Below are 22,220 nucleotides of genomic sequence, written 5' to 3'. Positions count from 1 at the left end.
CGATACTTCGGGATAGTTGTGCGGTAATCGCCCCAATTGGCGAAAAGCGCAGCTTTGGGCTCAGTTTTCACCTTCTTACGCCGGGCACTCAAGTGAAAAATGCCAGCAACACCTTCAATGACAACTCTTTCACCGGATACGTTCGGATGAAGCTTGCGGGCCATAAAAATAATGAAAACGCTGAAAACCCAAGTCGCCATCATCGGCGCCGGTCCCTCGGGGCTGCTGCTCGGTCAACTGTTGCACAACGCCGGGATCGAAACCCTGATTCTTGAGCGCCAGACGCCGGATTACGTGCAAGGGCGCATCCGTGCCGGGGTGCTGGAACAAGGCATGGTCGACCTGCTGCGCCAGGCCGGCGTGAGTGCGCGGATGGATGCCGAAGGCCTGGTGCATGAGGGCTTTGAGCTGGCGCTGAATGGGCAACTGACCCATATCGACCTCAAGACGCTGACCGGCGGCAAGACGGTGATGATCTACGGGCAAACCGAAGTCACCCGCGACCTGATGGCCGCGCGCCAGGCCAGCGGCGCGACAACGTTGTATGAAGCCGGCAACGTGCAGCCCCATGATCTGAAGTGCCCGGAGCCGTGGCTGAGCTTCGAACAAAAAGGCGAGCATTACCGGCTGGACTGCGACTACATCGCTGGCTGCGATGGTTTTCACGGTGTGGCGCGTCAGTCAATTCCCACCGAGGCATTGAAAGTCTTTGAACGGGTCTATCCGTTTGGCTGGCTGGGCATCCTCGCCGACACCCCGCCGATCCACGATGAACTGGTGTACGCCAAACACGAACGTGGCTTTGCCCTGTGCAGCATGCGTTCACCGACCCGCAGCCGTTATTACCTGCAGGTGCCGGCCGATGAGTCGGTGGACGACTGGTCCGATGCACGCTTTTGGGATGAACTGAAAACCCGCTTGCCCAGCTCACTCACCGAGCAACTGGTGACCGGCCCGTCCATCGAAAAGAGCATCGCGCCACTGCGCAGTTTTGTGGTGGAGCCGATGCAGTACGGCCGCCTGTTCCTGCTGGGCGACGCCGCCCACATCGTGCCGCCCACCGGCGCCAAGGGTTTGAACCTGGCGGCCAGCGATGTCAGTACCTTGTTCAATATCCTGCTCAAGGTGTATCGCGAGGGCCGGGTAGAGTTGCTGGAAAAGTACTCACAGATTTGCCTGCGGCGGATCTGGAAGGCCGAACGGTTTTCCTGGTGGATGACCTCGATGTTGCACCAATTCCCTGAGGCGGACGGCTTCAGCCAGCGCATCGCCCAGAGCGAACTGGAATACTTCGTCGACTCCGAAGCCGGTCGTAAAACCATTGCAGAAAATTACGTCGGACTTCCTTACGAGGCTATCGAATAGTCAGCTATCTAGTACACTGACGAGCATTCCCGTGGGCCTCCTTTTCCCGCGGGCCCTTGCTCGCAGGTTCTGCCGTGACCAACCTCAATCAGCCCGCCACACCCGCCGTGCGCAGTGTCCTTGTCGCCTTGATGATGGCGATCTTTCTCGGGGCCCTGGACCAGACCATCGTCGCCGTCTCCATGCCGGCCATTTCCGCCCAGTTCCATGACGTCAACCTGCTGGCCTGGGTGATCTCCGGCTACATGGTGGCGATGACCGTGGCGGTGCCGATCTACGGCAAGCTCGGCGACTTGTACGGGCGCCGGCCAATGATGCTGATCGGCATGGGGCTGTTCACCCTCGCGTCACTGTTCTGCGGCATGGCCCAGAGCATGGAGCAACTGGTGCTGGCGCGGATCCTCCAGGGCATCGGTGCTGGCGGGATGATTTCGGTCAGCCAGGCGATTATCGGCGACATTATTCCGCCCCGTGAGCGCGGGCGCTACCAGGGTTACTTCAGCAGCATGTACGCGGTGGCGAGCGTGGCCGGCCCGGTGTTGGGCGGCTACATGACCGAGTACCTGTCGTGGCGCTGGGTGTTCCTGATCAACCTGCCGCTGGGCGCGGGCGCCTGGTGGGTGGCCCATCGCACGCTGGTGGGGCTGCCGGTGCCGCAACGCAAGCCGGTGATCGACTACCTCGGCACTGTGCTGATGATCGTCGGTTTGACGGCGCTGTTACTGGGTATCACCGAAATCGGCCAGGGCCATCATTGGCGCGACGATGAAGTGCTGGGGCTGTTGGTCTGTGCCGTGGTGGCGTTGACGGTGTTTGTGTGGCACGAGCGTCGGGCGCGGGAGCCCTTGTTGCCGATGCACCTGTTTGCCAACCGCAGCGCGGTGTTGTGCTGGTGCACGATTTTCTTTACCAGTTTCCAGGCGATTTCCCTGACAGTGCTGATGCCGCTGCGCTACCAGACCGTCACCGGTTCCGGTGCCGACAGTGCCGCCTTGCATTTGCTGCCGCTGGCGATGGGCTTGCCGATGGGCGCGTATTTTGCCGGGCGCATGACCTCGGTGACCGGGCGTTATAAACCGATGATCCTGATTGGCGCCTTCCTGAGCCCGATCGCGATTTTCGGCATGGCGTTGAGTGCGCCTCAGGCGGTGGCGGTCACCAGTCTGTTTATGTTGTTGTGCGGGATTGCCGCCGGGATGCAGTTTCCGACTTCCCTGGTGGGTACGCAGAACTCGGTGGAGCAGCGGGATATCGGGGTGGCGACCAGCACCACCAACCTGTTCCGTTCCCTGGGCGGTGCGGTTGGGGTGGCATGCATGTCGGCGCTGTTGCTGGCGTTGTTGCAGGACTCCAGTTTTGCGCACCTGGCCAGTGGGGCGCTGGTCGCGGAAGGGAGTTCGGGGAATGTGCTGCTGGATGGCTTGAATGCGGCGCCTGGGCCGGCGCAGGATGCCTTGCGGGGGGAGTTGTTGATTACCTTCAGGCATTTGCTGATGGTCAGTGCCGGGGTGTCGTTGTTGGGGTTGGCGGCGGCGATTGCCATGCCTAATCGCGTGTTGCGGGGGCGGGAAGACAAGGCCAAATAGTTGGAACAATGAAGATTAAATGTGGGAGCGGGCTTGCTCGCGAATGCGGTCTGTCAGTTGATAAATAGGTTGGCTGATACACCGCATTCGCGAGCAAGCCCGCTCCCACATTCGATTGCGTTCCAGCATTTAAATAGGTGACCTTCACGGGCTGTAATACCCCACAGCCACCATGAAATGTCCGGTTTTGCGCAAATACGCATGCTTGTTCTCAACCTTTCCGGTCACCGGGTTTTTCCAGCGGTACTTGTATTCCCCCTGATCCTGCTCGGCCATGACCGCCAGGATCGGCTCACCCACCGGCTTCCCGTCGGGATCCTTGATCTTGCTGAAATCCGTATTCACCAACCGCGGAGTCGTGCCATGGGCCACGTAGCGCTGGGTGCCGAGGTCAACCACAAACACATACAAATCGTCCTGTAGAAAACCACCCTGCATGGCGTTGATCGCCTTGAGCGTCCCAATCGGGTCTTTCTCCAGCGCCTTGACGGCTTTGTTTCGCAGCGCTCTGGCATGTTCCGGCGTCGCCCGCGGCAGGTAGTAGCCAACGGCCAAAATCCGCTGCCCGACGCGCTGGTAATACACATGCTTGCGTTCCACCTTGCCGTCATTCCAGTTCTGCCACCGGTAATCGGCCTGCTGGATGCCACTGCCTTCCGGCACCGCCAACGCCTCCTTGAACGATTTGTTCAGATCCGGCCCCAGTACCTCGGAAACATTGCGCCCGATCAACGCAGAAGAGGGCCCGCCACTCGCCAGCAGCACGCCCTTGGTGTTGACCACGAACACGTAACGGTCCTGGTCGACGAATTCACCCTGGCGGCTGAACGCCGCAAAAGCCTTGTCACCGTTCGTCTGGTAATACGCCAAGGCCTTTTCCAGCAAGGCCTTGGCGGCTTGGGCATCCGCCTCCTCAGCGGTGGCGGCGTGCACCTGGCCAACACATAACAGCAGCAGCCAGGTGGCTCGGAGCATTGCCTTCATTACCCGTCCCTCGATCTTGTTGGTGTGCCAAGAGCGTAGACGGTTTGCCGGCAAATCAGAACGGTTTGGTCGGCAGGTATTTGCCATCCAGGGTGATCACCGCGCGGGAGCCGCCGTCCGGGTCTTCGACCTTCTTGATGTCCAGCTTGAAGTTGATCGCGCTGATGATGCCGTCGCCAAATTGTTCGTGCACCAGGGCCTTGAGGGTCGAACCGTAGACCTGCAGCATTTCATAGAAACGGTACATGGTCGGGTCCGTCGGCACGCCGCCCGGGAAGCTGCCGCGCAGGGGCACGGTTTGCAGCAGGCGGCTGGCGTCCTGGTCGAGGCCAAGCTTGTCGCAGACCACATCGGCAGCGTCCTTGGGCAGCGGATGCTGGCCGAGCAGGGCGGCGGTGACGAACGCCAGGCTCAGGCCGGTGCCGTCGGTGAGGTCCTGCCATGACAGGTTCTTGCGCGCCTTGATGTCGATGACGGTGTCGGCCAGGGCCAGGCGTGGGGATTGGGCGAATTGGGATTGCAACATGGTGATGTCCTCTTGGGTTTGGATAAGGTTCAGGCGGCGTGGGCACGGGTGGCCGGGTGGTCGAGCAGCGACATGAAGCGCCCGTTGCGGCCATCCAGGGCGTCGATGGCGCCGCTTTCGATGTCGTAGACCCAGCCGTGCAGGCTCAGCCGGCCTTGTTCCAGGGCCAGGGCCACGGAAGGGTGGGTCTTGAGGTTGGCCAGTTGGGCGACCACGTTTTCCCGTACCAGCGAGTTCAGCCGGTCGGCATCCGATGCGTGAGTGCGGGCGGCATTGATCACCTTGGCCGACTCGGCGTGGCGCAGCCAGTTGGCCACGGCGGGCAAGTGGTCGAGGCATTTGCAGGTGGAGATCGCGGTCATGGCACCGCAGTCGGAGTGGCCGCAGATCACGATGTCGCTGACGCCGAGAACGGCCACTGCGTATTCGACGGTGGCCGACACGCCGCCAGGCTCCGGCCCGTAGGACGGGACGATGTTGCCGGCGTTACGGATCACAAACAGGTCACCGGGTTCCTGCTGGGTCAGCAGTTCCGGGACTACGCGGCTGTCGGAACAAGACACGAACAACGTGCCGGGGTTTTGCGTGGTAGCCAGGTGTTTGAACAGGTCGCTGCGTTGGGTGAAGGCTTCACCCTGGAACTTGCGAAAGCCGTCGATGAGATCTTGCATGGTGGTTCTCCTTGCGTCGCTGATGGGGCAAGGATGGAAGTTTTCAGTTATAGCGTCCAAGACCGGATTATTATGGTTTCTATAAGTCATGCCTATAGTTGGAGCGCCTTCCATGTTGCTGCGTCATATCCGCTACCTGCTGGCCGTTGCCGAGCACCGTAATTTCACCCGGGCGGCGGAGGCGCTGCATGTGTCGCAGCCGACCTTGTCGCAGCAGATCCGGCAACTGGAAGACACTCTCGGTGCGCCACTGCTGGACCGTTCCGGCAGAAGCGTCAGCCTGACCGATGCAGGCGAGGCCTATGTGCGGTTTGCGCGCCTGGCCTTGCAGGATCTGCAGGCCGGCACCCGCGCCATGCATGACGTGCAGGACCTGAGCCGTGGCAGCTTGCGCCTGGCGATGACGCCGACATTTACCGCCTACCTGATCGGGCCGCTGCTGGCGCGATTTAACGGGCTGTATCCGGGGATTACAGTGAGTGTCGAGGAGCTGACCCAGGACCGCATGGAGGCGGCACTGACGGAGGATTTGCTGGATATCGGCATCGGTTTTACCGGCGAGCATTTGCCGGATATCGAGTGTGAAGGGGTGTTTGTCGAGGCGTTGAGCGTAGTGGTGAGCGCCGGTCATCCCGGCATTGATCGACAGTCGTGGCTCCAGCAGCCGTTGGTGCTGCTGAATGCCGGCTTCGCCACGCGTCGCTATATCGATGAGTATTTTCGCAGCCAGGCGGTGAAACCGCTGATTACCATGGAGGCCAATTCCATCAGCGCGATTATCGAAATCGTACGAAATACGCAGTTGGGGACCATCCTGCCCAGCGCGATTGCCCAGGTGCAGCCGGGGTTGCAGGCGGTGCCGCTGAGCCCGCCGTTGCCGCAACGCACGGCGGCGTTGCTCAGCCGCAAGGGAGGCTATCGCAGTGCGGCGTGCAGGGCGTTTGTCGAGCTGGTCAGGGCGCAGCCAGCCACTGATTGATGATGCCGTCGTACACGCCGGTCACCGTGCTCAAGTGCAGCCACTGGTCCACGTAACTCTTCCATGCGACATCATCGCGGGGCAGCAGGAACGCTTTTTCGCTGTACTGCATGTACCGCTCGGGATTCACCGCGCACAGTCCCGGCTTGAGCTTCTGCTGATACCGCGCCTCGCTGGCGTCGGTGATCATCACGTCCGCCTTGTTCGCCAGCAGTTCCTCGAAAATCGTCACGTTATCCGGGAACAGCGTCAGTTGTGCCTTGCCCAAATGCGCCCGCGCAAATACTTCATTGGTGCCGCCCGCAGGCTCGATCACGCGTACCTGCGGCTGGTTGATCTGCTCCACCGTCTGATAGCGCTGCACATCGGCGCAACGCACCAGCGGGATCTTGCCGTCGACGCCCAATGGTTGGCTGAAAAACGCCTTTTTCTGCCGCTCCAGGGACACTGAAATACCACCCACCGCAATATCACAGCGCTGGGCCAGGAAGTCCGACATCAGGGTTTTCCAGGTGGTCGGCACCCACTTCACCTGCACCCCAAGGCTCTTGGCCAGGGACTGGGCCATCGAAATGTCGATGCCTTCGTAGCTGCCGTCCGGGCGTAAATAACTGTAGGGCTTGTAGTCGCCGGTGGTACAGACGCTCATTTCGCCGCGCTGGAGCACTTCATCCAGGCGCGACGCAGGGCTGTCGGCCAGGGCCTGGGCAGACAGGCCGGCCAGCAGGGAAAGGGTCAGCAATGCTTTCATGCGGTCGGGTCCTTGGGCATGGGCGGGGCCGCCATTATTTGCAAATGTTTAGCCACGGCACAACCAAACTCCATCAAGACTGGATTTAACGGCTTAACCTCGCGTGTGAGGCTGCCCGGCATCTCTTTACTGTGAATCCCGCATGGACGGTTCCCCCGACACACACCCTGAGACATCGCCAGGCGCCACCGCGTCCAGCCGTCCGGATCGTCGTCGAGTCACCGCTGATGCCCTCCCTTCCGAACTCGCCTTCTGGGCGCTCTGGCACTGCCGCCACGCGCGCCCACCGGACACCTTTCTCCTACGTTGATTTGCCCGAATGGATGCCCCGCGCATCTGCCCGGCAGCGCCCGCGCGCCTGCCTGACGCGAACGTATGAGAATGCCCATGAGCACGCCCTTTGCCACCCTGCACGAAGCCCAGTCCTTTCTTGAGCAGAACCCGGATATCGAGATGTTCGAGCTGTTCATCCTCGACAACAACGGTGTGCCTCGCGGCAAACTGCTGCACCGCGATGAACTGCTGGCGGTCTATGAAAGTGGCCGGCCGCTGCCGAGTACCATCCTTGGCCTGACCATCAATGGCGACGACGTGGAGAACTCCGGGCTGGTCTGGGAAGTCGGTGATATCGACTGCCGCGCTTACCCGGTCAGCGGCAGTTTGCAGCGCATGCCGTGGCGCCTGATCCCGACGGCAGCAGTGCAAGTCAGCATGCACCCCACCGAAGGCATGCCCGCTACCGTGGCCGATCCCCGGCACCTGCTGGCCAGGGTGATTGACGACCTCAAGGCCGACGGCTATTACCCGGTGATGGCGGCGGAGCTGGAGTTCTATTTGCTCGACCAGAAACCCGACAGCAACGGCTGCCCGCAACCGGCGCGGGATGTCGACGGCGGGCGCCCGCGCTCGACCCAGGTCTACGGCCTGCGGGAGCTGGAGCAGATCGAACCGTTCCTCGCCGACCTCTACAGCGCCTGCAAACTCCAGGGCATCCCGGCGCGCACGGCGATTTCCGAATACGCCCCGGGCCAGGTGGAAATCACCCTGGAACATCGCAGCGATGCCCTGCAAGCCATGGACGAGGCGGTGCGTTACAAGCGCCTGGTCAAGGGCGTAGCCCACAAGCACGGGATGACCGCGTGTTTCATGGCCAAGCCGTTTGACGATCTGGCCGGCACCGGCATGCACATGCACGTCAGCCTGGCCGACCGCGACGGCAATAACCTGTTTGCCAGCGAAGCGCCCGACGGCACGCCGCTGTTGCGCCACGCGGTGGGCGGCATGCTCAGCACCTTGCTCGACTCGTTGCTGATGTTCTGCCCCAACGCCAACTCCTATCGACGCTTCCAGACCAACAGCTACGCGCCGCTGGCCGCGACCTGGGGCGTGGACAACCGCACCGTCACGCTGCGGGTGCCCGGCGGGCCGGCGTTTTCCCGGCATATCGAACACCGTATCTGCGGCGCCGACGCCAACCCGTACCTCGCGGCGGCCGCGATTCTGGCCGGTATCCACCGGGGCATCCGCGAACAGCGCGACCCCGGCGCGCCGGTGGAAGGCAACGGTTATGCCCAGGCCAAGGAGTTGCTGCCCACCGATTGGCTGACCACCTTGCGTGCGCTTGAAGGCTCGGTTTGGGCGCGGGAGGCGTTCGGCGGCGAATTCCTCGGCGTATACCTGGCGGTCAAGCGGGCCGAATACCGTCAGTTCATGGGCGAGGTGGGCGAGCAGGATTGGCGCTGGTATCTGCACCAGGCCTGAAGATGAAGGCGCTGATCACAGACAGTTAACAGACAGGCAGCGGGCTGGATACTGGTTCTGCATTAACGGCGAACAATCCTTCGACCTTTTTTTCACGAGACGGTGGTTAAGCTGCGAATGTCTGATCCATTAACAGAGTCGTGTGATGCCGTCGCAACCGCCGTCTTCCATCGAGATTGAATTTGCCGAACGCGCTGGCCAGCAGCATGCCCTGGTCTGCGCCGACACGCGTCCGCCGGGGCTGTTGCGGCGCCTGGGGTTGTGGCGCGATGAGCAATTGGTGCGCCGTGCACTGAAGATCGCCGGCGAGCCAGGGCTGATTCTCGACCTGGCGTGCGGCTCCGGGCGCTTTTGGCCGGTGCTGGCCGAGCACAGCAACCGGGTGATCCTGGCGTCGGACAATTCCCAGGACATGCTCGACCACGCCCGTACCCACCACGCGCCGGGCTTGCTCAAGCGGATCAAGACCTTCCAGGGCTCGGCATTTTCCATCGGCCTTTCGGCCAACGCGGTGGACTGCATTTTTTGCCTGGAGTTGTTTCGCCATGTGCCAACGGCAGAAGGGCGCCTGGCCCTGCTCGGTGAGTTTCATCGGGTAAGCCGCGACACGGTAATTGTTTCGGTCAACAGCGACAGCGGCTACCGGGCGTTGCAGCCTGGCCCGGCGGCAGTTGCCAGCCACCGGGCGCAAGTGGAGGCGGAGTTTCGCCTGGCGGGTTTCAAGGTCCTCGGTCAACAGGAGTTCATGCCCGGCTCAGCCATGTGGCGGGTGTATGTCCTGCGTAAGAGAGGATAAGTACCGACTGTCGGACTATTCTTCAGCTCCTATAAGAGTTTTCATGGCGGATGCTGTACTGCGAATGCTCGCAACTCCCTTTCGCGATATATACTGCGCGCCATTCTTCAAGGGAGAGCCGTGTGGCCATCGATATTCACTGGATCTGCGACAACGATAGCCTCGGCCAGCACTGCGCCGAATGGCAGCAGTTGCCATTCGTCGCCCTCGACACCGAATTCATGCGGGTCGACACCTTTTATCCCATTGCCGGGCTGATCCAGATCGGTGATGGCGTGCGCGCTTACCTGATCGACCCCCTGACCATCGACAACTGGCAACCCCTGGCCGCCCTGCTGGAGAACCCGGCGGTGATCAAGGTGGTACACGCTTGCAGCGAAGACCTGGAAGTGTTGCTGCGCCTGACCGGCAGCCTGCCGGTGCCGTTGTTCGACACGCAACTGGCGGCGGCCTACCTGAACCTCGGTTTCTCCATGGGCTATTCGCGGTTGGTGCAAGCCGTCCTCGATATCGAGTTGCCCAAGGGCGAGACCCGCTCCGACTGGTTGCAGCGGCCATTGTCCGAGACGCAAATCAGCTACGCCGCCGAAGACGCGGTGCACCTGGCAGAAGTCTACACACGCCTGCGCCCGAAGCTTTCCGACGACAAATACGCCTGGGTCCTGGAAGACGGTGCCGAACTGGTGGCCAACCTGCGCCGCGAAGTCGACCCGTACGAGGTTTACCGCGACGCCAAGCTCGCCTGGAAACTCTCCCGTGCCCAGCTCGCCGTATTGCGCGAACTGTGCGCCTGGCGCGAACAGCAAGCCCGTGCCCGTGACCTGCCGCGCAACCGGATCATCCGTGAGCACTCGTTATGGCCCCTGGCCAAATCCCAGCCGGATAACCTCGCCGCGCTGGGCAAGATCGAAGACATGCACCCGCGCACCGTGCGCCAGGACGGCGAGTTCCTGCTGGGCCTGATCAAGCGCGCCGGCAGCGTGCCCATGGACCAGTGGCCACCGGCGGTTGCCGAGCCATTGCCGGTGGACGCCGCCACGCTGATCAAGCAACTGCGCGCCCTGGGCCAGGCCGAGGCCGAACGCCTGGACATGGCGCCGGAACTGATGCTGCGCAAGAAAACCCTTGAAGCCCTGGTCAAGAGCGGCTACCCCGAGGGGCCTTACCAATTGCCAGATTCGCTGCGTGGCTGGCGCCGCGAACTGATGGGCCAGGCGCTGCTGGACAGCCTGGCCACTGCCGGAGAACAGCCTTGAAACGTATCTGCTCCATCTATCGCAGCCTCAAACGAAACGAGATGTACCTCTACGTGCTGAAAAGCGATGCACTGGAGCGCGTGCCGGAAAGTCTGCTGGCCGCCTTCGGCAAGCCGCACCACGCCTTCGACCTGGTGCTGAGCCCGGAGCGCAAGCTGTCCCGCGAGGACATCACCGTGGTTCTGGAGAACCTCGAAAAGCAGGGTTACCACCTGCAAATGCCGCCGGCCGAGGACGAGTACATCGAACACTTGCCCGAAGAGCTGCTGCGACGCAATGACCCGATGTGATCGGTCAGTGCCCCGTCCGGGGCACATCATCTATGGAATTCAATTTTTGGCGGCGGCCGCACGGTACAGTGAACTGGACCGGCGGCCGCCTGCAGTGTTTTTGAAAGGTTTGAACCATGCGCGTTCTGATTGCTGAACACGATCACCCGCTGTACGCCCGGCTGCTGCGCGAAGCGGCGCCGGACCTTGAGGTCATGACCAGCGGCGACTCCGCCGAATTGTCGCGCCTGGCGGCCGATTGCCCGGTGTGGCTGGGCCAGCCGGATCTTCTGGCCACCTTGCTGCGCCAGGGGCACCAGCCACAATGGCTGCAATCCACCTGGGCCGGCATCACGCCGCTGCTGGCCGACGGCCTGCCGCGGGATTACCGCCTGACCCGCGCCGTGGGCATTTTTGGCCAGGTGATGGCCGAATACGTGCTGACTTACATGCTTGGCCATGAGCGTGAAGTGCTGGCGCGGCTGGTCAGCCAGGTCGAGCGCAAGTGGGATAACCGCATGGGCCAGAGCCTGGCGGGGCGCAAAGTGCTGATCGTCGGTACCGGTGATATCGGCCGCAGCGTTGCGCAATTCCTGCAGCCGTTTGGCGTTGAGCTGTACGGCATTGCCAGTGAGGCCCGTGAGCAGGCGCCATTTGTCGAAGTTGCCGGGCTCGACGCGTTGCCGCGCCTGGTGGGTGAGGTGGACTACGTGGTCAACCTGCTGCCCAACACGCCGAACACCCACGATTTGTACAATGCGGCGCTGTTCAAGCAGTTCAAGCCGACCGGGTTGTTCATCAACGTCGGGCGCGGTGTGGCGGTGGTCGATGCGGACCTGGTGGAAGCGTTGAAGGAAGGCCATCTGGCCGGCGCGGTGATTGACGTTTGCCGTCAGGAACCATTGCCCCAGCGCCATCCGTTCTGGACCGCCTGGGGCTTGCTGTTGACCGGCCACAGCTCGGCGCCGACTTCGCCGGGGATGATGGTGCAATTATTTGTCGAGAATTTGCGCGCGTACCAGGCGCAGGAAACGTTGCGCGGCGAAGTGAGTTTCGAGCGCGGTTACTGACAGCGCGAAGGCTCGGCAACGCGTGTTGCCGGGCGCTTACAAATTTCTGCAAACACTAATCAGATGTTCGTTTCGCAGGCCGTATGTGAGGCTCGTACCCCTCTCCAGATGGGTACATTCTCATGTTGAATGCTGGCACTGTGTCTCTCCCTCCACGGGTAACTCCGCAACTTTCCCTGCTTTCTACCGAGCCGGCGGCGCTCCCTCTATTGCCCTCTGCTCTGGGTGCTACGGCCGATCGCGATACGCTGGCCCTCGCCCCAGTCCCCCGGCAATCCGGTCTCACCGCGGCGTTGGGCGACCGCGAGAATCTGCGGACACTGGGCCAGAAGCTCAACGAAATCGCCAGCCGTCTTGGCGTGAATGCCAGTCCTCAAGCGGTGCTGGCCGCGCTGCAAACGACACCGATGCAAATACACCCCGACTCGTCCTACCCGACCCAGGCGGGTAAAGCGGCGACGGTAGAGACCTTTCTCGGAAGTATCGGCTTGGGGTTGCCCACCAATCATTTTCAGCTGACCGGTCATGCCCATGCGGTGAGTGACAGGGCACTGGAGCATCCGCTCGGCAATTTTGGCGGCGGGTTGTCCTGGCCTGTTCCCATGAGCGCCGCTGAACAACGCAGGGTACTGGCGGCGGCTACCGACCATGGCAGCCAGAACCCCAATGCACCGCACATCGGCGCAAGCGTGGGTGTACTGGAATATCTGAACGCGAACCAGCCGTTGTCGGGCGAGGCATTGGCTGATCCTGCCAAGGCACTCGAAACCCTCGTCAGCTCCACCCGCGGGCAGGCACTGGGGCAAGCCATACAGGACCAGCTTGGGGGCGCCGCCTCCGAGACCAGCGTGAACGAATACGCACTGAGCGCAATCCACCTGCTGCTGGATCCCGAGTCCATTACGGCGCCGCACCGAAACCGTGTGGCAGGTTTCGACCTCGCGCAACAGGCCCATTGGGGCAAGCCGGCTTCGACAGTACTCGAGCGCCTGAGCACTTACCTGCACGAAAATCACAAGACCAGTCCCGAGATGGCCAAGGCCGGCGCCTATTTGTTACTGGCACGAAAGGCGCCCGAGTTTTTGATCAAGGACATCCCCGACCGCGTGACCTACGGCAGCCCTGCCTGGGTAAGCCTCGCGGTCGCAGCGGCGGCCATAGAGGCGCAGTTCCCCGGAAAGGTGGCGCACATGACCTTTGCCCAAGTCATGTCCAGCGCGGAAAACGCGATCCTGACGAATCGAGCCGCCGCCGAACATGCACAAAAGGCGGCATTGGTGGACTGGGCCGTGGTCAACGGGATCGTCACATGCCAGCCAGGTGATCATTACAGCGACGATGAGATAGACCGTGCAAGGACGGCATTCAACGCACAACTGAAGTCGACGCTTGCGGCTACCGGTTTGTTGGAAGCCGAGATTCCAAGCCGTAAAGACATTGCGTTGGCTCATTTGAAGGAGCGGTTTGGCGAACACGTACCTTTTGAAGAGAAACGACTGAAGGTCGTTGACTCGAAACAACCGTCAGCCCAACCACTTTATGATCCGAACCGGGCGCCCGGCGGGCTTTTCTCGTTGTTGGACATCGCCATGAGCGGACTTGGCCAATACCCATGGGAAACCAGGGACCCGAGCATTGCCGAGGCAATCAAAGGCAAGAGCCTGGATTTCAGCGTGAACAAAATCTTCAACGAAGAATTTGAACAAGCAATCACTTCTCGCCAGCAAGGGGTTCGCAGCGTCATCAAGCACCTTGTCGCAACACTGCCCTTGGTTGACCGGGAAAACCTGGAGTTTGCAAAGCTCGAGTTTTTTCAGAAAAACACTTATGAACTGGGCCTCGACTTCATCTCTAAAAAACGGCAGGGCGCGGAAAACAAACTGTGGGTCAAGGCCACCGGAAGGAATGGCAACACCGTTTATGAAATTGATTTGAACGCAGGTGCAATCAAGTCGGTGCCGACCTCGGAGTTAACAACAAAACGCGAGCGGCAGGCCAACAAGGAGTTCAAGACGGAGCCCTTCAAGCCCAAGACCGTGAGCGAGGCTGCCCTTGGCCAAAAGAGCCAGGACGGCTTGTCAACGCCGCCCCCCAGTTTTTCCAGTGCGCGAACCCAGCACATTGCCGATGCCTTTGTTGAACATCTTGATCTCGACAGTGATGACATAAAAACCTATGCCCGGGGTGTCACCTCATTCGATAAACAAATGGCAACCGAGTGGAACGTCACCCACTTTTTTCTTGACCTGATTCCGCTCAGGTCCGCCATCGTGAATTTTTCCAGGGGTAACCACCTGGAAGGGGCCAGTGACCTGGCGCTGGATGTCTTTGGTTTTGTCACGGCGGGCGCGGGTGTGGCGGCGAAAGTCACGAAGGCGGGGGCCAAGGTCGCGAGCGCCGCCGCCAAGGCCATTCAAGTGGCAAAAGTCATCGGTGTGGCTGCCATTCAAGCATTCAACCCATTGGATGGCTTCAGCGAACTGGTCGCGGGCGGTGCCCGGTTGCTGGGCAAAGGCGCCAACTTTGTACGCGCCACGGGTGCAGAGGTGGTCAACAAGCTCAGGGGCGCGAGCGGCAGCTATGACCTGTTGAAGGCTGCCAGTAAACACTATGACGCAGCAGCGACGGGTACCTTCAAGGTCGCCGGGCAAAGCGTTGATGGAGGCGCGGTACTCCAGAACGGTCGATGGTATGCGTTTGATGTGGACAGGATGCGGCCTTACGGCAGCCCTCTTGAAGGCTTCACCGCAAAAACGAGTGCGATGGATGGGGCGATCATCACCACGCCTGCCGAGCCGGGCAGCGCCCTGAACAACCGGTTGCTTGGCGACTACAGCGTGGCCGAATCGAAAATAGCCGGGCTTGCGCGCAACAGTCAGGGGATCTATGTGGCGGCGGACGGTCACTTGTCCCACATCCGCCATACCGATACTGCCGGCAACACTGCGGTCTACGAAGTGCGGCAAGTGACTCGCACCGCCGACGGTGCCGTACAGGCGCAGATTTATCACAACAACCGGCAAACGCCGCTGCTGGTGCAGCACCTGCAGGGGGACCAATGGCAGCGCCTGGGGGCACGCGGCGGTAACCCGCCTTCTGTGGCATCAGACCTGGGGCCGGAAATTGGCGGGGGCGGTGAGGGGACGATCTACGACAGTCTCGACGGGAAAAGTGTCTATAAGGACTATGGCCCTTCATCCATGACTTCTGCCGACGACTTTGTCGATAACGAGACCCTGTGCCTGAACAGCTATTACGGTGACGGCTTTGCAACCACGATATTTGAAAATGGTCGCCGTTATTTGAAAATGGGCAAGCTGGACGGGGTGGATGTAAATACCCTGGCAAGGGGAAGTTTGCCCCCAGAGGCCAGGCTTTTACTGGATGACGCATTTCGGCGCATGGAACAGAAAAATCTTTACCACAACGATCTGCAGTTAAGTAATTTCCTGTATTCAGCGAGGGATAATAAAATCTATCCAGTGGACTTGAACGCAAACGGTCTTGAAGACATGACACCGTTTCTCGCCAGTATGTACAAGCGTGATCGAGACGAGCTGCGCAGGGCCTATTACGCGCTGATCGCCAAGGCGTAGCTGCACTTGTGGCGGGTGTACCCTGCTGTGATCGCAGCAGCAGGGTTTTGACGTGACCGTCAACGACTGCCAGAGCGTGTTCAGTCCTGGTGGTTGAAGTCGCCTTCGGACACCAGCTCGTTCAATGGACGACGCGGGCTCGGGGTTTCCCGGGCTTGCAGGTAGTCGGCCAGGGTCGATTTGTCGCCGAGCTTGCCAATCGCCACGGCAGCGTGCAGGGCGTAACCTTCAGGAATCTTCAGTTCCTTGCGGGTCAGTTCCTGGTCGAAACCGGCCATGCCGTGGGTGTGCCAGCCGCTGAGGCTGGCTTGCAGCGCCAGGTGGCCCCAGGCCGAGCCGGTGTCAAAGGTGTGCCACAGGGCCGGGGTTTCTTCGGCGGCACCAGGCACGGCAAAGGTCGTCTTCGACGCGACGATCACCAGGGCCGAGGCATGCTGCGCCCAGCCACGGTTGAATTCGTTCAGCAGGCCCAGGAAACGTTCCCAGTTCGGCGTGTCGCGGCGCGCATAGAGAAAACGCCATGGCTGCGAGTTGTAGGCCGAAGGTGACCAGCGCGCGGCTTCGAAGAAGCTCAACAGGGTGTCCACCGGGATGCTTTCGCCGGTGAAGGCGCGCGGCGACCAGCGGTCGGTGAATTGTGGGTGGATCGGATAGTCGGCGACGCGTGGGTTGCTGCTCATTGGGCTGATCCTGATGAAAAACCGGGGTTCAAAACTACTTCGCCGCCGGGTGGCTGACAAGTCTTGTTCTACCGACAGTCGTAAGCGCTTGGCCCCGGGGGCCATGGGCACTAGACTGGCGGCCTTTTAACATACCGATATTGATGTAGAGCCATGGCCGCCAAAGTCGAACCTTTCTGGATCCGCAAAACCCTCGAACAACTCGACCAGGATGAGTGGGAGTCGTTGTGCGACGGCTGCGGCCTGTGCTGCCTGCAAAAGCTCGAGGATGAAGACGACAACAGCGTCTACTACACGCGCATCGCCTGCAAACTGCTGGACCTGAAAACCTGCCAGTGCACCGATTACCCCAACCGTCGCGCCTCGGTGCCCGATTGCATCCAGCTCACTCCGGGCCAGGCCGACCAGTTCAAATGGCTGCCGCCCACCTGCGGTTACCGGCTGGTCAGCGAGCGCAAGGACTTGCCGCTGTGGCACCACCTGGTCTGCGGCGATCGCGACGCTGTGCACCAGGAACGCATTTCCCAGTCCGGGCGCATGCTCAGCGAAGGCAGCGTGCCCGAGGATGACTGGGAGGATTACCTGATTTTTCGAGCAGGCTGAGAAGGAGTGTGTATGACGGTTGGAGCCAGGCTGGCGGCGAGCCTGCTGTTGTTGGTATTGAGTGCGCCGGCGTGGGCGGCGAAGAAAGTTGACCTGGACTATCACGTCAAGCTGTTGCCCCAAAGTGATCAGGCAGAAGTGCGCCTGAGCCTGTCCCAGGGCTCGGCGGTGCGCAGCCTCAACTTCGACCTGGGCCGCGACGGCGACTACAGCGACTTCAAGGCCGATGGCCAGTGGCAAGTGTTGCCGGGCAATACCCCGGGTGACAGCCGCGGCCTGTGGCAACCGAGTGCCGACAAGGCCAGCCTGACCTACCGTGTACGCCTCACCCACGCGCGCAAGAAAGGCGTCTATGAAGCGCGGATGACCCCGAGTTGGGCGCTGTTTCGCGGCGAAGACCTGGTGCCCACTGCACGTCTGGATCAACAGGACGGCATTGAACTGGTGTCGCGCCTGGTGTTTGAACTGCCTGCCGGCTGGAAAAGCGTCGAGACGTCCTGGCCGCGCATCGGCAAGAACAAATTCCGCATCGATAACGTTTCCCGCCTGTTTGACCGGCCCACCGGCTGGATGCTCGCGGGTACGCTGGGCAGTCGCAGGATGCGCCTGGGGGAAACCGAAATCACCGTGGCGTCGCCCAAAGGGCAAGGCATGCATCGCATGGATGTGCTGACCTTGCTGACGTTTGTCTGGCCGCAAGTGCAAGCGGCATTCCCACGGCACCCGGCGAAATTGCTGGTGGTGGGCGCCAGTGACCCGATGCGCCGCGGTGCGTATTCGGCGCGGGACTCGATCTACCTCAACAGCCGTACGCCGTTGGTCAGCGAGAACGGCAGCAGCCCGTTGATCCGTGAAGTGGTGCAGGCTATCGGCCGCTTCAACGACCATCAGGGCAGCGATTGGATCAGCGAGGGCTTGGCGCAGTACTACGCCATTGAGCTGATGCGCCGCGCAGGGGGGATCAGCGACGATCGTTATGCCGCCCTGCAGGCCCGGCTGGCCAGCGAAGGCAAGGACGTGACCACCCTGCGGGTCGAGCACGCCAGTAGCGCGACCGTCTCACGAGCGGTGGTGTTGTTGCAGGAGCTGGACCGCGAGATTCGTGTGAAAACCCACAACAAGCGTTCGCTGGATGATTTGACCCAGGCGGTGATGCGCTTGAACAGCATCAGCACAAAGGAATTCGTGCAGCTGGGGGAGAGCATTATTGGCGAGTCGTCGGTAGTACTCGATACCAAACTGCTGCACTGAAACCAAGGTGGGAGCGGGCTTGCTCGCGAAAGCGGCGTATCAGAAACACAGTCAGTGACTGACACTCCGCTTTCGCGAGCAAGCCCGCTCCCACATTTGATCGGGGTTAACCCACAGTTTTGCTGGCGTTTTCAGCCGCCACTTCAGCCTTGGTCTTGAGGTTTTTCAGTTCCTCACCGGCGCGTTCGATCTTGGTTCGCACGCTGTTCATTTCCTGGCGGCTGCGCTCCAGCAACTCTTTCGCCGAGCTATGCCCGCTGATCCCGCGTGCCAGCGCTACGCCGCCAATCGCCACCTGGATCAAACCGAAAAAGCCGCCACGGCGCAGGCCTTTGCCCATCATCACCACACCGCCAGCCAGGGAGCCGATGCGTTCCCAGCCCTGGACGTTTTGCGTGGGTTGGGGCTCGAACGGGGTGGACCGGATAACGGGTCGCAGGGTTTTGCTGTCGCTCATGATCTGTCTCCAACAAGGGCTGATTGATATGCAGCTGACTGCACACAGGCCGCGGATGTTCCCAAAAAATCAGTATTTGGGGCCCGAGCGGGTGTTGTTGCCCTTGGCCAGACGGTCGTAAAGCACCACGTTGACGGTGGCGGCGAGGTTCATGCAACCGGTGGTCGGGATGTAGATCACGTCTTCACACCAGTCGCGAATCTCTTTGTCGAGGGAGCCGTCTTCCGGACCGAAGATATACAGCGCACGGTCCGGATGGGTGTATTCGGGGAGAGGGCGGGCGCCTTCCACCAGCTCGACGGCGACGGGGATGCAGCCCAGGGGCAGGATCTTTTTCAGGTCGTCGATACCGATCAGCGGAATGTCGTGGTGGACCTTCTTGGTGTCGGTAATAAAGTCCCGGGCCCGCTCATAGCGCTTGCCGGTGTAGAACACCGAGGCCACGCCGTAGCAGCCGGCGGCGCGCATCACCGAACCGACGTTTTCGGGGGATTTGGGGTTGTACAGACCGATGCAGCTGTAGCGTTTATTGCCCACGGGAAAGGGTGCCTTCGAGAAAAACCGCGATTATACGGCCTCGGGCTAATGCATTGCTTGGGCGATCGCTATCGCGGGCAAGCCCGGCTCCCACATTTGGAGTGCAATCCCTTGTGGGAGCCGGGCTTGCCCTCGATGAGGCCGTCACATTCAGCGAAGATACTCAGTCGTCCTTCTTCATCAACCCGGCCAACGCCGCAAACGGGTTGTGCGTCGCCTTGGCGATCGTCGGGCTGCTGGTGGAGCCTTCGCCGAAATACTGCTGGTCGGTATAACGCGAGTGTTCGTTGTCGTGGCAATACAGGCACAGCAACTCCCAGTTGGAGCCGTCCTGGGGGTTGTCGTCATGGTTGTGGTTGCGGTGGTGCACGGTCAGTTCGCTCAGGCGCTTGCCGGCGAATTCACGGGCGCAGCGGCCACATACGTGGGGGTACATCTTCAGGGCTTTGTCGCGGTAGCCCATTTCCCGGTCGCGCTGGGCATCGGCGAGGATGCGATCCAGCTTGGCGGTGTGGGAGGGCGGGTTGGTCGAGCTCATCATGGCTCCTGTCTTTTAGTGGATCACGGATAGCGTTGATTCTAGCTGCTTGCGGGCTAATAAACCTCCGGCTTTTTCAGGCGCGGTCATGCCGGTGAGGGGGATTGTTTGTAGTATCGACGAACTGAATCATAAGGAGCGGTACTCATGCGGATGCATTCATGGTTGTGGGCGCTGCTGTTGTGCGCCGTCAGTGTTCAGGTCCAGGCGTTTTCCACGCCCCAGCCAGGCGAGGTGATCGATGTGGCGCTGGAGCAGCTCCACCCGACCCAGGCCGTCATCGGTTTTGATCAGATTCATTACAAGCTGGGGGTATTTGCCGAGTCGCCCAAAAAAGTGTTCGACGAATACTGTGAAACCAACGGCCAGGGCGGTGTCGACAAGGTGCCTGAAGATGCCGATCTGCATAAGCCGGGCAGCTTCACCTGCAAAGACCCGGTAGGCGCCCACCCGGCGGACATGAAAACCGTGGTGGTCGGCCCCGCTGGCCAGTTGTACCTCACTGACGGCCACCACTCGTTCAGTACCTTGTGGGAGCAGCCAGGTGCCGGCGCCAAACTGAAGATGTGGGTGCGGGTCACCGATAACTTCAGCGACAGTCCCGACCTGGCGACTTTCTGGAAACGCATGGAGCAGGGCCGCAAGGTCTGGCTCAAGGACGGCCAGGGCAAGACCATCACGCCTGAGCAAATTCCGGCACACCTGGGCTTCAAGGACCTCGGCGACGATATGTTCCGCAGCCTGGTTTACTTCTCCCGCAAGGCGTCCTACGGCAAGCCGACCTCTGGTGAGGTGGTGCCGGAATTCCTGGAGTTTTACTGGGGAGGATGGTTGCGCACGCAGATTGACCTCGGCGCGTTCAACCTGAACAAGCAAGGCGGGTATGAAAAGGCAATCGAGGCGGTAGCCAAGCGCATGGTCAGCCTGGCGCCCGAGGCACCGGTAGGGGACAGCGGCTTCAGCGCCCGGCAGTTGGGCGGCTTCACGTCACTTGACCGCAAAGAACTGAACGATACGTTCAAGAAGAAAGTGCCCTACGTTATCGACAGTAGAAGTAACTAAGTGACGAACCGGCAGGGGCGGCCTTGTGCTGTTTCTGTCGGGCGTATAACGGCTTAATATACAGTAAAGATCCGGCAAATATCGATTTAAATGCCGTGGGGCATTTAATTGGCTTCAGGGTGATAAAGTGTTGGACTAACTTTGCCAGTTTGTTTAATGTGGCGCCTCTTGGCCTACTGCCGTTAGTGTGTTCTGTGGTGGCGTCAGGTAGTCAATACGTCAGGTCTTTCCTGGCGACTGTCAGTTTCCCGCAAGCCGGGCTTTCCTTTCACGATATCAACCGCCGTGGTTGACGTTGTGGCGTTTCAAATCAGAAGCGCTCATCCAGAGCGTACTGCTTCCAATAACCGAAGTCGGGTGGTTGAAGTGTCTGATGATCGTCGTGCAAATAATAAAAAATCAACGCGTTACCCTGTTGTTATAACTTGAAGATTCGGGATAGGTGTCCTGTGCAAGTTGTAAGTTTATGGTGCCCGTTAATAAACTTCTGATGTTCATCTCACTGACATTCACACTGCGTGAATGCAACGGCCTGCTTCAATTGAATGCATGCAATTTTTTGTAGAGGCTGTTGTGTCTAAAGGCGTTGTTCTGGCGGTTTCCGCTTCCTTCCTGTTTGGTGTGCTGTATTTCTTTACCTCCCTTCTTGAACCCTTGAATGGCCAGCAGATATTTGGCTGGCGAATGCTCATCTCCTTGCCCTTCATGACGTTGCTGCTGTGCCTGTCCGGGGATTGGAAGTGGGTGCCGTTGATCTACAAGCGTCTGCGGGAGAAACCCGCGTTGCTGCCCTGTGTCGTGCTCACCAGTGCCCTGGTGGGTGTGCAGTTGTGGATCTTCATGTGGGCGCCCCTCAATGGCCACGGCCTGGATGTGTCGCTGGGCTATTTCCTGTTACCGCTGACCATGGTCATCACCGGGCGCATCGTTTACGGCGAACGCCTTTCCCATCTGCAAAAAATTGCCGCTGCGCTGGCGGCGGTGGGCGTGGCCAACGAGCTGTATCGCACGGGCGGGTTCTCCTGGACCACCCTGGTGGTGTGCGTCGGTTATCCGCTGTATTTCGTGCTGCGCAGGCGTTGTGGCACCGACAACCTCGGCGGGCTCTGGCTGGACATGATGCTGATGATTCCGGTCGCGCTGTGGTTCGTCCTCGGTAGTGAGCCCATCAACGAGACCCTGGCGCAGCGCCCGGCGCTCTATTGGCTGGTGCCACTCATGGGGTTGGTCAGCGCGGCGGCGGGTTATTCCTACATCCTGGCCAGCCGGCTGTTGCCGTTCAGCCTGTTCGGTTTGCTCAGTTACGCAGAGCCGGTGCTGCTGGTGGCCGTGTCGCTGATGCTGGGAGACGCCCTCAAACCGGGCCAATGGATGACCTACCTGCCGATCTGGCTGGCGGTGGTGGTGTTGGTGCTGGAAGGCTTGAGGCATTTGAATCGACTGCGCCGGTCGATCTGACCTACGACCCGCGCAGTGAATTCA

Annotated in this window: 21 protein-coding genes; 13 read left to right on the top strand and 8 right to left on the bottom strand. The window is 60.7% G+C overall.

The annotated features are described in order from the left end of the window. The first annotated feature begins 180 nt into the window (after nt 1-180). Both pobA and HX814_RS16445 read left to right on the top strand, forming a co-directional pair. Nucleotides 181-1,365, top strand: coding sequence for a 4-hydroxybenzoate 3-monooxygenase (pobA, locus tag HX814_RS16450; protein WP_177008976.1), 1,185 nt, complete (start codon nt 181-183; stop codon nt 1,363-1,365). A gap of 74 nt (nt 1,366-1,439) precedes the next feature. After that, on the top strand, nt 1,440-2,951 hold the full coding sequence (locus HX814_RS16445) for an MDR family MFS transporter (RefSeq protein WP_008437917.1): 1,512 nt from the start codon (nt 1,440-1,442) through the stop codon (nt 2,949-2,951). 144 nt (nt 2,952-3,095) lie between these two features. On the opposite strand, the gene HX814_RS16440 is transcribed toward HX814_RS16445, so the two are convergent. Genes HX814_RS16440 through HX814_RS16430 form a run of 3 tightly spaced genes read right to left on the bottom strand, consistent with a single transcriptional unit; the run spans nt 3,096 to nt 5,132 of the window. After that, nucleotides 3,096-3,935: a cache domain-containing protein gene (locus HX814_RS16440; RefSeq protein ID WP_177008932.1), complete on the bottom strand. Its 840-nt coding sequence runs from the start codon at nt 3,933-3,935 to the stop codon at nt 3,096-3,098. Nucleotides 3,936-3,990: 55 nt separating this feature from the next. Beyond that, nucleotides 3,991-4,461 carry a cyanase gene (cynS, locus tag HX814_RS16435; RefSeq protein ID WP_003210659.1) on the bottom strand — a complete coding sequence of 157 codons (471 nt, stop codon included), beginning with the start codon at nt 4,459-4,461 and terminating at the stop codon, nt 3,991-3,993. Between the two features lie 29 nt (nt 4,462-4,490). After that, nucleotides 4,491-5,132 (bottom strand): carbonic anhydrase, encoded by a 642-nt coding sequence (locus HX814_RS16430; protein WP_177008933.1) that lies wholly within the window; start codon nt 5,130-5,132, stop codon nt 4,491-4,493. Nucleotides 5,133-5,244: 112 nt separating this feature from the next. Between HX814_RS16430 and cynR the strand changes: the two genes are divergently transcribed. After that, complete coding sequence (gene cynR / locus HX814_RS16425) at nt 5,245-6,111, top strand: transcriptional regulator CynR (protein WP_177008934.1); 867 nt, start codon at nt 5,245-5,247, stop codon at nt 6,109-6,111. Here the strand turns inward: cynR and HX814_RS16420 are convergent. Beyond that, entirely contained in the window at nt 6,086-6,862 is a 777-nt protein-coding gene (locus HX814_RS16420; protein WP_177008935.1) for a transporter substrate-binding domain-containing protein, read from the bottom strand. The two genes, cynR and HX814_RS16420, sit on opposite strands and share 26 nt — an antisense overlap. 387 nt (nt 6,863-7,249) lie before the next feature. Between HX814_RS16420 and HX814_RS16415 the strand changes: the two genes are divergently transcribed. From HX814_RS16415 to HX814_RS16390, 6 genes are all read left to right on the top strand, one after another. Further along, a complete protein-coding gene (locus HX814_RS16415; protein WP_177008936.1) occupies nt 7,250-8,623 on the top strand; it encodes a glutamine synthetase family protein in 1,374 nt (457 codons plus the stop codon). Between the two features lie 145 nt (nt 8,624-8,768). Further along, nucleotides 8,769-9,419: a class I SAM-dependent methyltransferase gene (locus HX814_RS16410; protein ID WP_003210665.1), complete on the top strand. Its 651-nt coding sequence runs from the start codon at nt 8,769-8,771 to the stop codon at nt 9,417-9,419. A gap of 122 nt (nt 9,420-9,541) precedes the next feature. Beyond that, a complete protein-coding gene (gene rnd / locus HX814_RS16405; RefSeq protein WP_003210666.1) occupies nt 9,542-10,675 on the top strand; it encodes a ribonuclease D in 1,134 nt (377 codons plus the stop codon). Beyond that, entirely contained in the window at nt 10,672-10,965 is a 294-nt protein-coding gene (locus HX814_RS16400; RefSeq protein WP_003210667.1) for a YcgL domain-containing protein, read from the top strand. The genes rnd and HX814_RS16400 overlap by 4 nt, the downstream gene beginning before the upstream one ends. Before the next feature lie 116 nt (nt 10,966-11,081). After that, nucleotides 11,082-12,014 carry a D-2-hydroxyacid dehydrogenase gene (locus HX814_RS16395; RefSeq protein WP_003210668.1) on the top strand — a complete coding sequence of 311 codons (933 nt, stop codon included), beginning with the start codon at nt 11,082-11,084 and terminating at the stop codon, nt 12,012-12,014. A 122-nt stretch (nt 12,015-12,136) separates the two neighbouring features. Then, a complete protein-coding gene (locus HX814_RS16390) occupies nt 12,137-15,610 on the top strand; it encodes a hypothetical protein (RefSeq protein ID WP_177008937.1) in 3,474 nt (1,157 codons plus the stop codon). 80 nt (nt 15,611-15,690) lie between these two features. Here HX814_RS16390 and HX814_RS16385 read toward each other — a convergent pair whose 3' ends face one another. Next, the gene (locus tag HX814_RS16385) at nt 15,691-16,290 is read right to left on the bottom strand and encodes a nitroreductase family protein (protein WP_003210670.1); all 600 of its coding nucleotides are present in this window, start codon (nt 16,288-16,290) and stop codon (nt 15,691-15,693) included. Between the two features lie 153 nt (nt 16,291-16,443). Here HX814_RS16385 and HX814_RS16380 point away from each other — a divergent pair, with 153 nt between their 5' ends. Together HX814_RS16380 and HX814_RS16375 are read left to right on the top strand one after the other, a co-directional pair. Further along, entirely contained in the window at nt 16,444-16,893 is a 450-nt protein-coding gene (locus HX814_RS16380) for a YcgN family cysteine cluster protein (protein ID WP_003210671.1), read from the top strand. A 12-nt stretch (nt 16,894-16,905) separates the two neighbouring features. Then, nucleotides 16,906-18,144: a hypothetical protein gene (locus HX814_RS16375; RefSeq protein ID WP_087692570.1), complete on the top strand. Its 1,239-nt coding sequence runs from the start codon at nt 16,906-16,908 to the stop codon at nt 18,142-18,144. Between the two features lie 106 nt (nt 18,145-18,250). Here the strand turns inward: HX814_RS16375 and HX814_RS16370 are convergent, their stop codons facing one another. The 3 genes from HX814_RS16370 to HX814_RS16360 all read right to left on the bottom strand — a co-directional run bounded on the left by HX814_RS16370 (nt 18,251) and on the right by HX814_RS16360 (nt 19,676). Beyond that, on the bottom strand, nt 18,251-18,601 hold the full coding sequence (locus HX814_RS16370) for a DUF2892 domain-containing protein (protein ID WP_003210673.1): 351 nt from the start codon (nt 18,599-18,601) through the stop codon (nt 18,251-18,253). Nucleotides 18,602-18,670: 69 nt separating this feature from the next. Beyond that, on the bottom strand, nt 18,671-19,138 hold the full coding sequence (locus HX814_RS16365; protein ID WP_003210674.1) for an RNA methyltransferase: 468 nt from the start codon (nt 19,136-19,138) through the stop codon (nt 18,671-18,673). Between the two features lie 163 nt (nt 19,139-19,301). Then, nucleotides 19,302-19,676: a YajD family HNH nuclease gene (locus HX814_RS16360; RefSeq protein WP_003210675.1), complete on the bottom strand. Its 375-nt coding sequence runs from the start codon at nt 19,674-19,676 to the stop codon at nt 19,302-19,304. A 147-nt stretch (nt 19,677-19,823) separates the two neighbouring features. Between HX814_RS16360 and HX814_RS16355 the strand changes: the two genes are divergently transcribed. Both HX814_RS16355 and rarD read left to right on the top strand, forming a co-directional pair. Then, a complete protein-coding gene (locus tag HX814_RS16355; protein WP_003210676.1) occupies nt 19,824-20,738 on the top strand; it encodes a ParB/Srx family N-terminal domain-containing protein in 915 nt (304 codons plus the stop codon). A gap of 573 nt (nt 20,739-21,311) precedes the next feature. Further along, on the top strand, nt 21,312-22,196 hold the full coding sequence (rarD, locus tag HX814_RS16350) for an EamA family transporter RarD (RefSeq protein ID WP_023659097.1): 885 nt from the start codon (nt 21,312-21,314) through the stop codon (nt 22,194-22,196). The last annotated feature ends 24 nt before the right edge of the window (nt 22,197-22,220 follow it).

The sequence above is a fragment of the Pseudomonas sp. C8002 genome, from assembly GCF_013385765.1.
Taxonomy (GTDB): Bacteria; Pseudomonadota; Gammaproteobacteria; order Pseudomonadales; family Pseudomonadaceae; genus Aquipseudomonas.
This window is presented reverse-complemented; position numbering and strand designations above follow the sequence as displayed.

Excerpts from the sequence above, each read along its gene's own strand:
- HX814_RS16410 (WP_003210665.1), top strand. The coding sequence starts at position 8,769 with ATGCCGTCGCAACCGCCGTCTTCCATCGAGATTGAATTTGCCGAACGC.
- HX814_RS16355 (WP_003210676.1), top strand. The coding sequence starts at position 19,824 with ATGCGGATGCATTCATGGTTGTGGGCGCTGCTGTTGTGCGCCGTCAGT.
- cynS (WP_003210659.1), bottom strand. The coding sequence starts at position 4,461 with ATGTTGCAATCCCAATTCGCCCAATCCCCACGCCTGGCCCTGGCCGAC.
- HX814_RS16415 (WP_177008936.1), top strand. The coding sequence starts at position 7,250 with ATGAGCACGCCCTTTGCCACCCTGCACGAAGCCCAGTCCTTTCTTGAG.
- HX814_RS16375 (WP_087692570.1), top strand. The coding sequence starts at position 16,906 with ATGACGGTTGGAGCCAGGCTGGCGGCGAGCCTGCTGTTGTTGGTATTG.
- HX814_RS16395 (WP_003210668.1), top strand. The coding sequence starts at position 11,082 with ATGCGCGTTCTGATTGCTGAACACGATCACCCGCTGTACGCCCGGCTG.
- HX814_RS16385 (WP_003210670.1), bottom strand. The coding sequence starts at position 16,290 with ATGAGCAGCAACCCACGCGTCGCCGACTATCCGATCCACCCACAATTC.
- HX814_RS16380 (WP_003210671.1), top strand. The coding sequence starts at position 16,444 with ATGGCCGCCAAAGTCGAACCTTTCTGGATCCGCAAAACCCTCGAACAA.
- HX814_RS16390 (WP_177008937.1), top strand. The coding sequence starts at position 12,137 with ATGTTGAATGCTGGCACTGTGTCTCTCCCTCCACGGGTAACTCCGCAA.
- HX814_RS16370 (WP_003210673.1), bottom strand. The coding sequence starts at position 18,601 with ATGAGCGACAGCAAAACCCTGCGACCCGTTATCCGGTCCACCCCGTTC.
- HX814_RS16360 (WP_003210675.1), bottom strand. The coding sequence starts at position 19,676 with ATGAGCTCGACCAACCCGCCCTCCCACACCGCCAAGCTGGATCGCATC.
- HX814_RS16430 (WP_177008933.1), bottom strand. The coding sequence starts at position 5,132 with ATGCAAGATCTCATCGACGGCTTTCGCAAGTTCCAGGGTGAAGCCTTC.
- HX814_RS16440 (WP_177008932.1), bottom strand. The coding sequence starts at position 3,935 with ATGAAGGCAATGCTCCGAGCCACCTGGCTGCTGCTGTTATGTGTTGGC.
- cynR (WP_177008934.1), top strand. The coding sequence starts at position 5,245 with ATGTTGCTGCGTCATATCCGCTACCTGCTGGCCGTTGCCGAGCACCGT.
- HX814_RS16420 (WP_177008935.1), bottom strand. The coding sequence starts at position 6,862 with ATGAAAGCATTGCTGACCCTTTCCCTGCTGGCCGGCCTGTCTGCCCAG.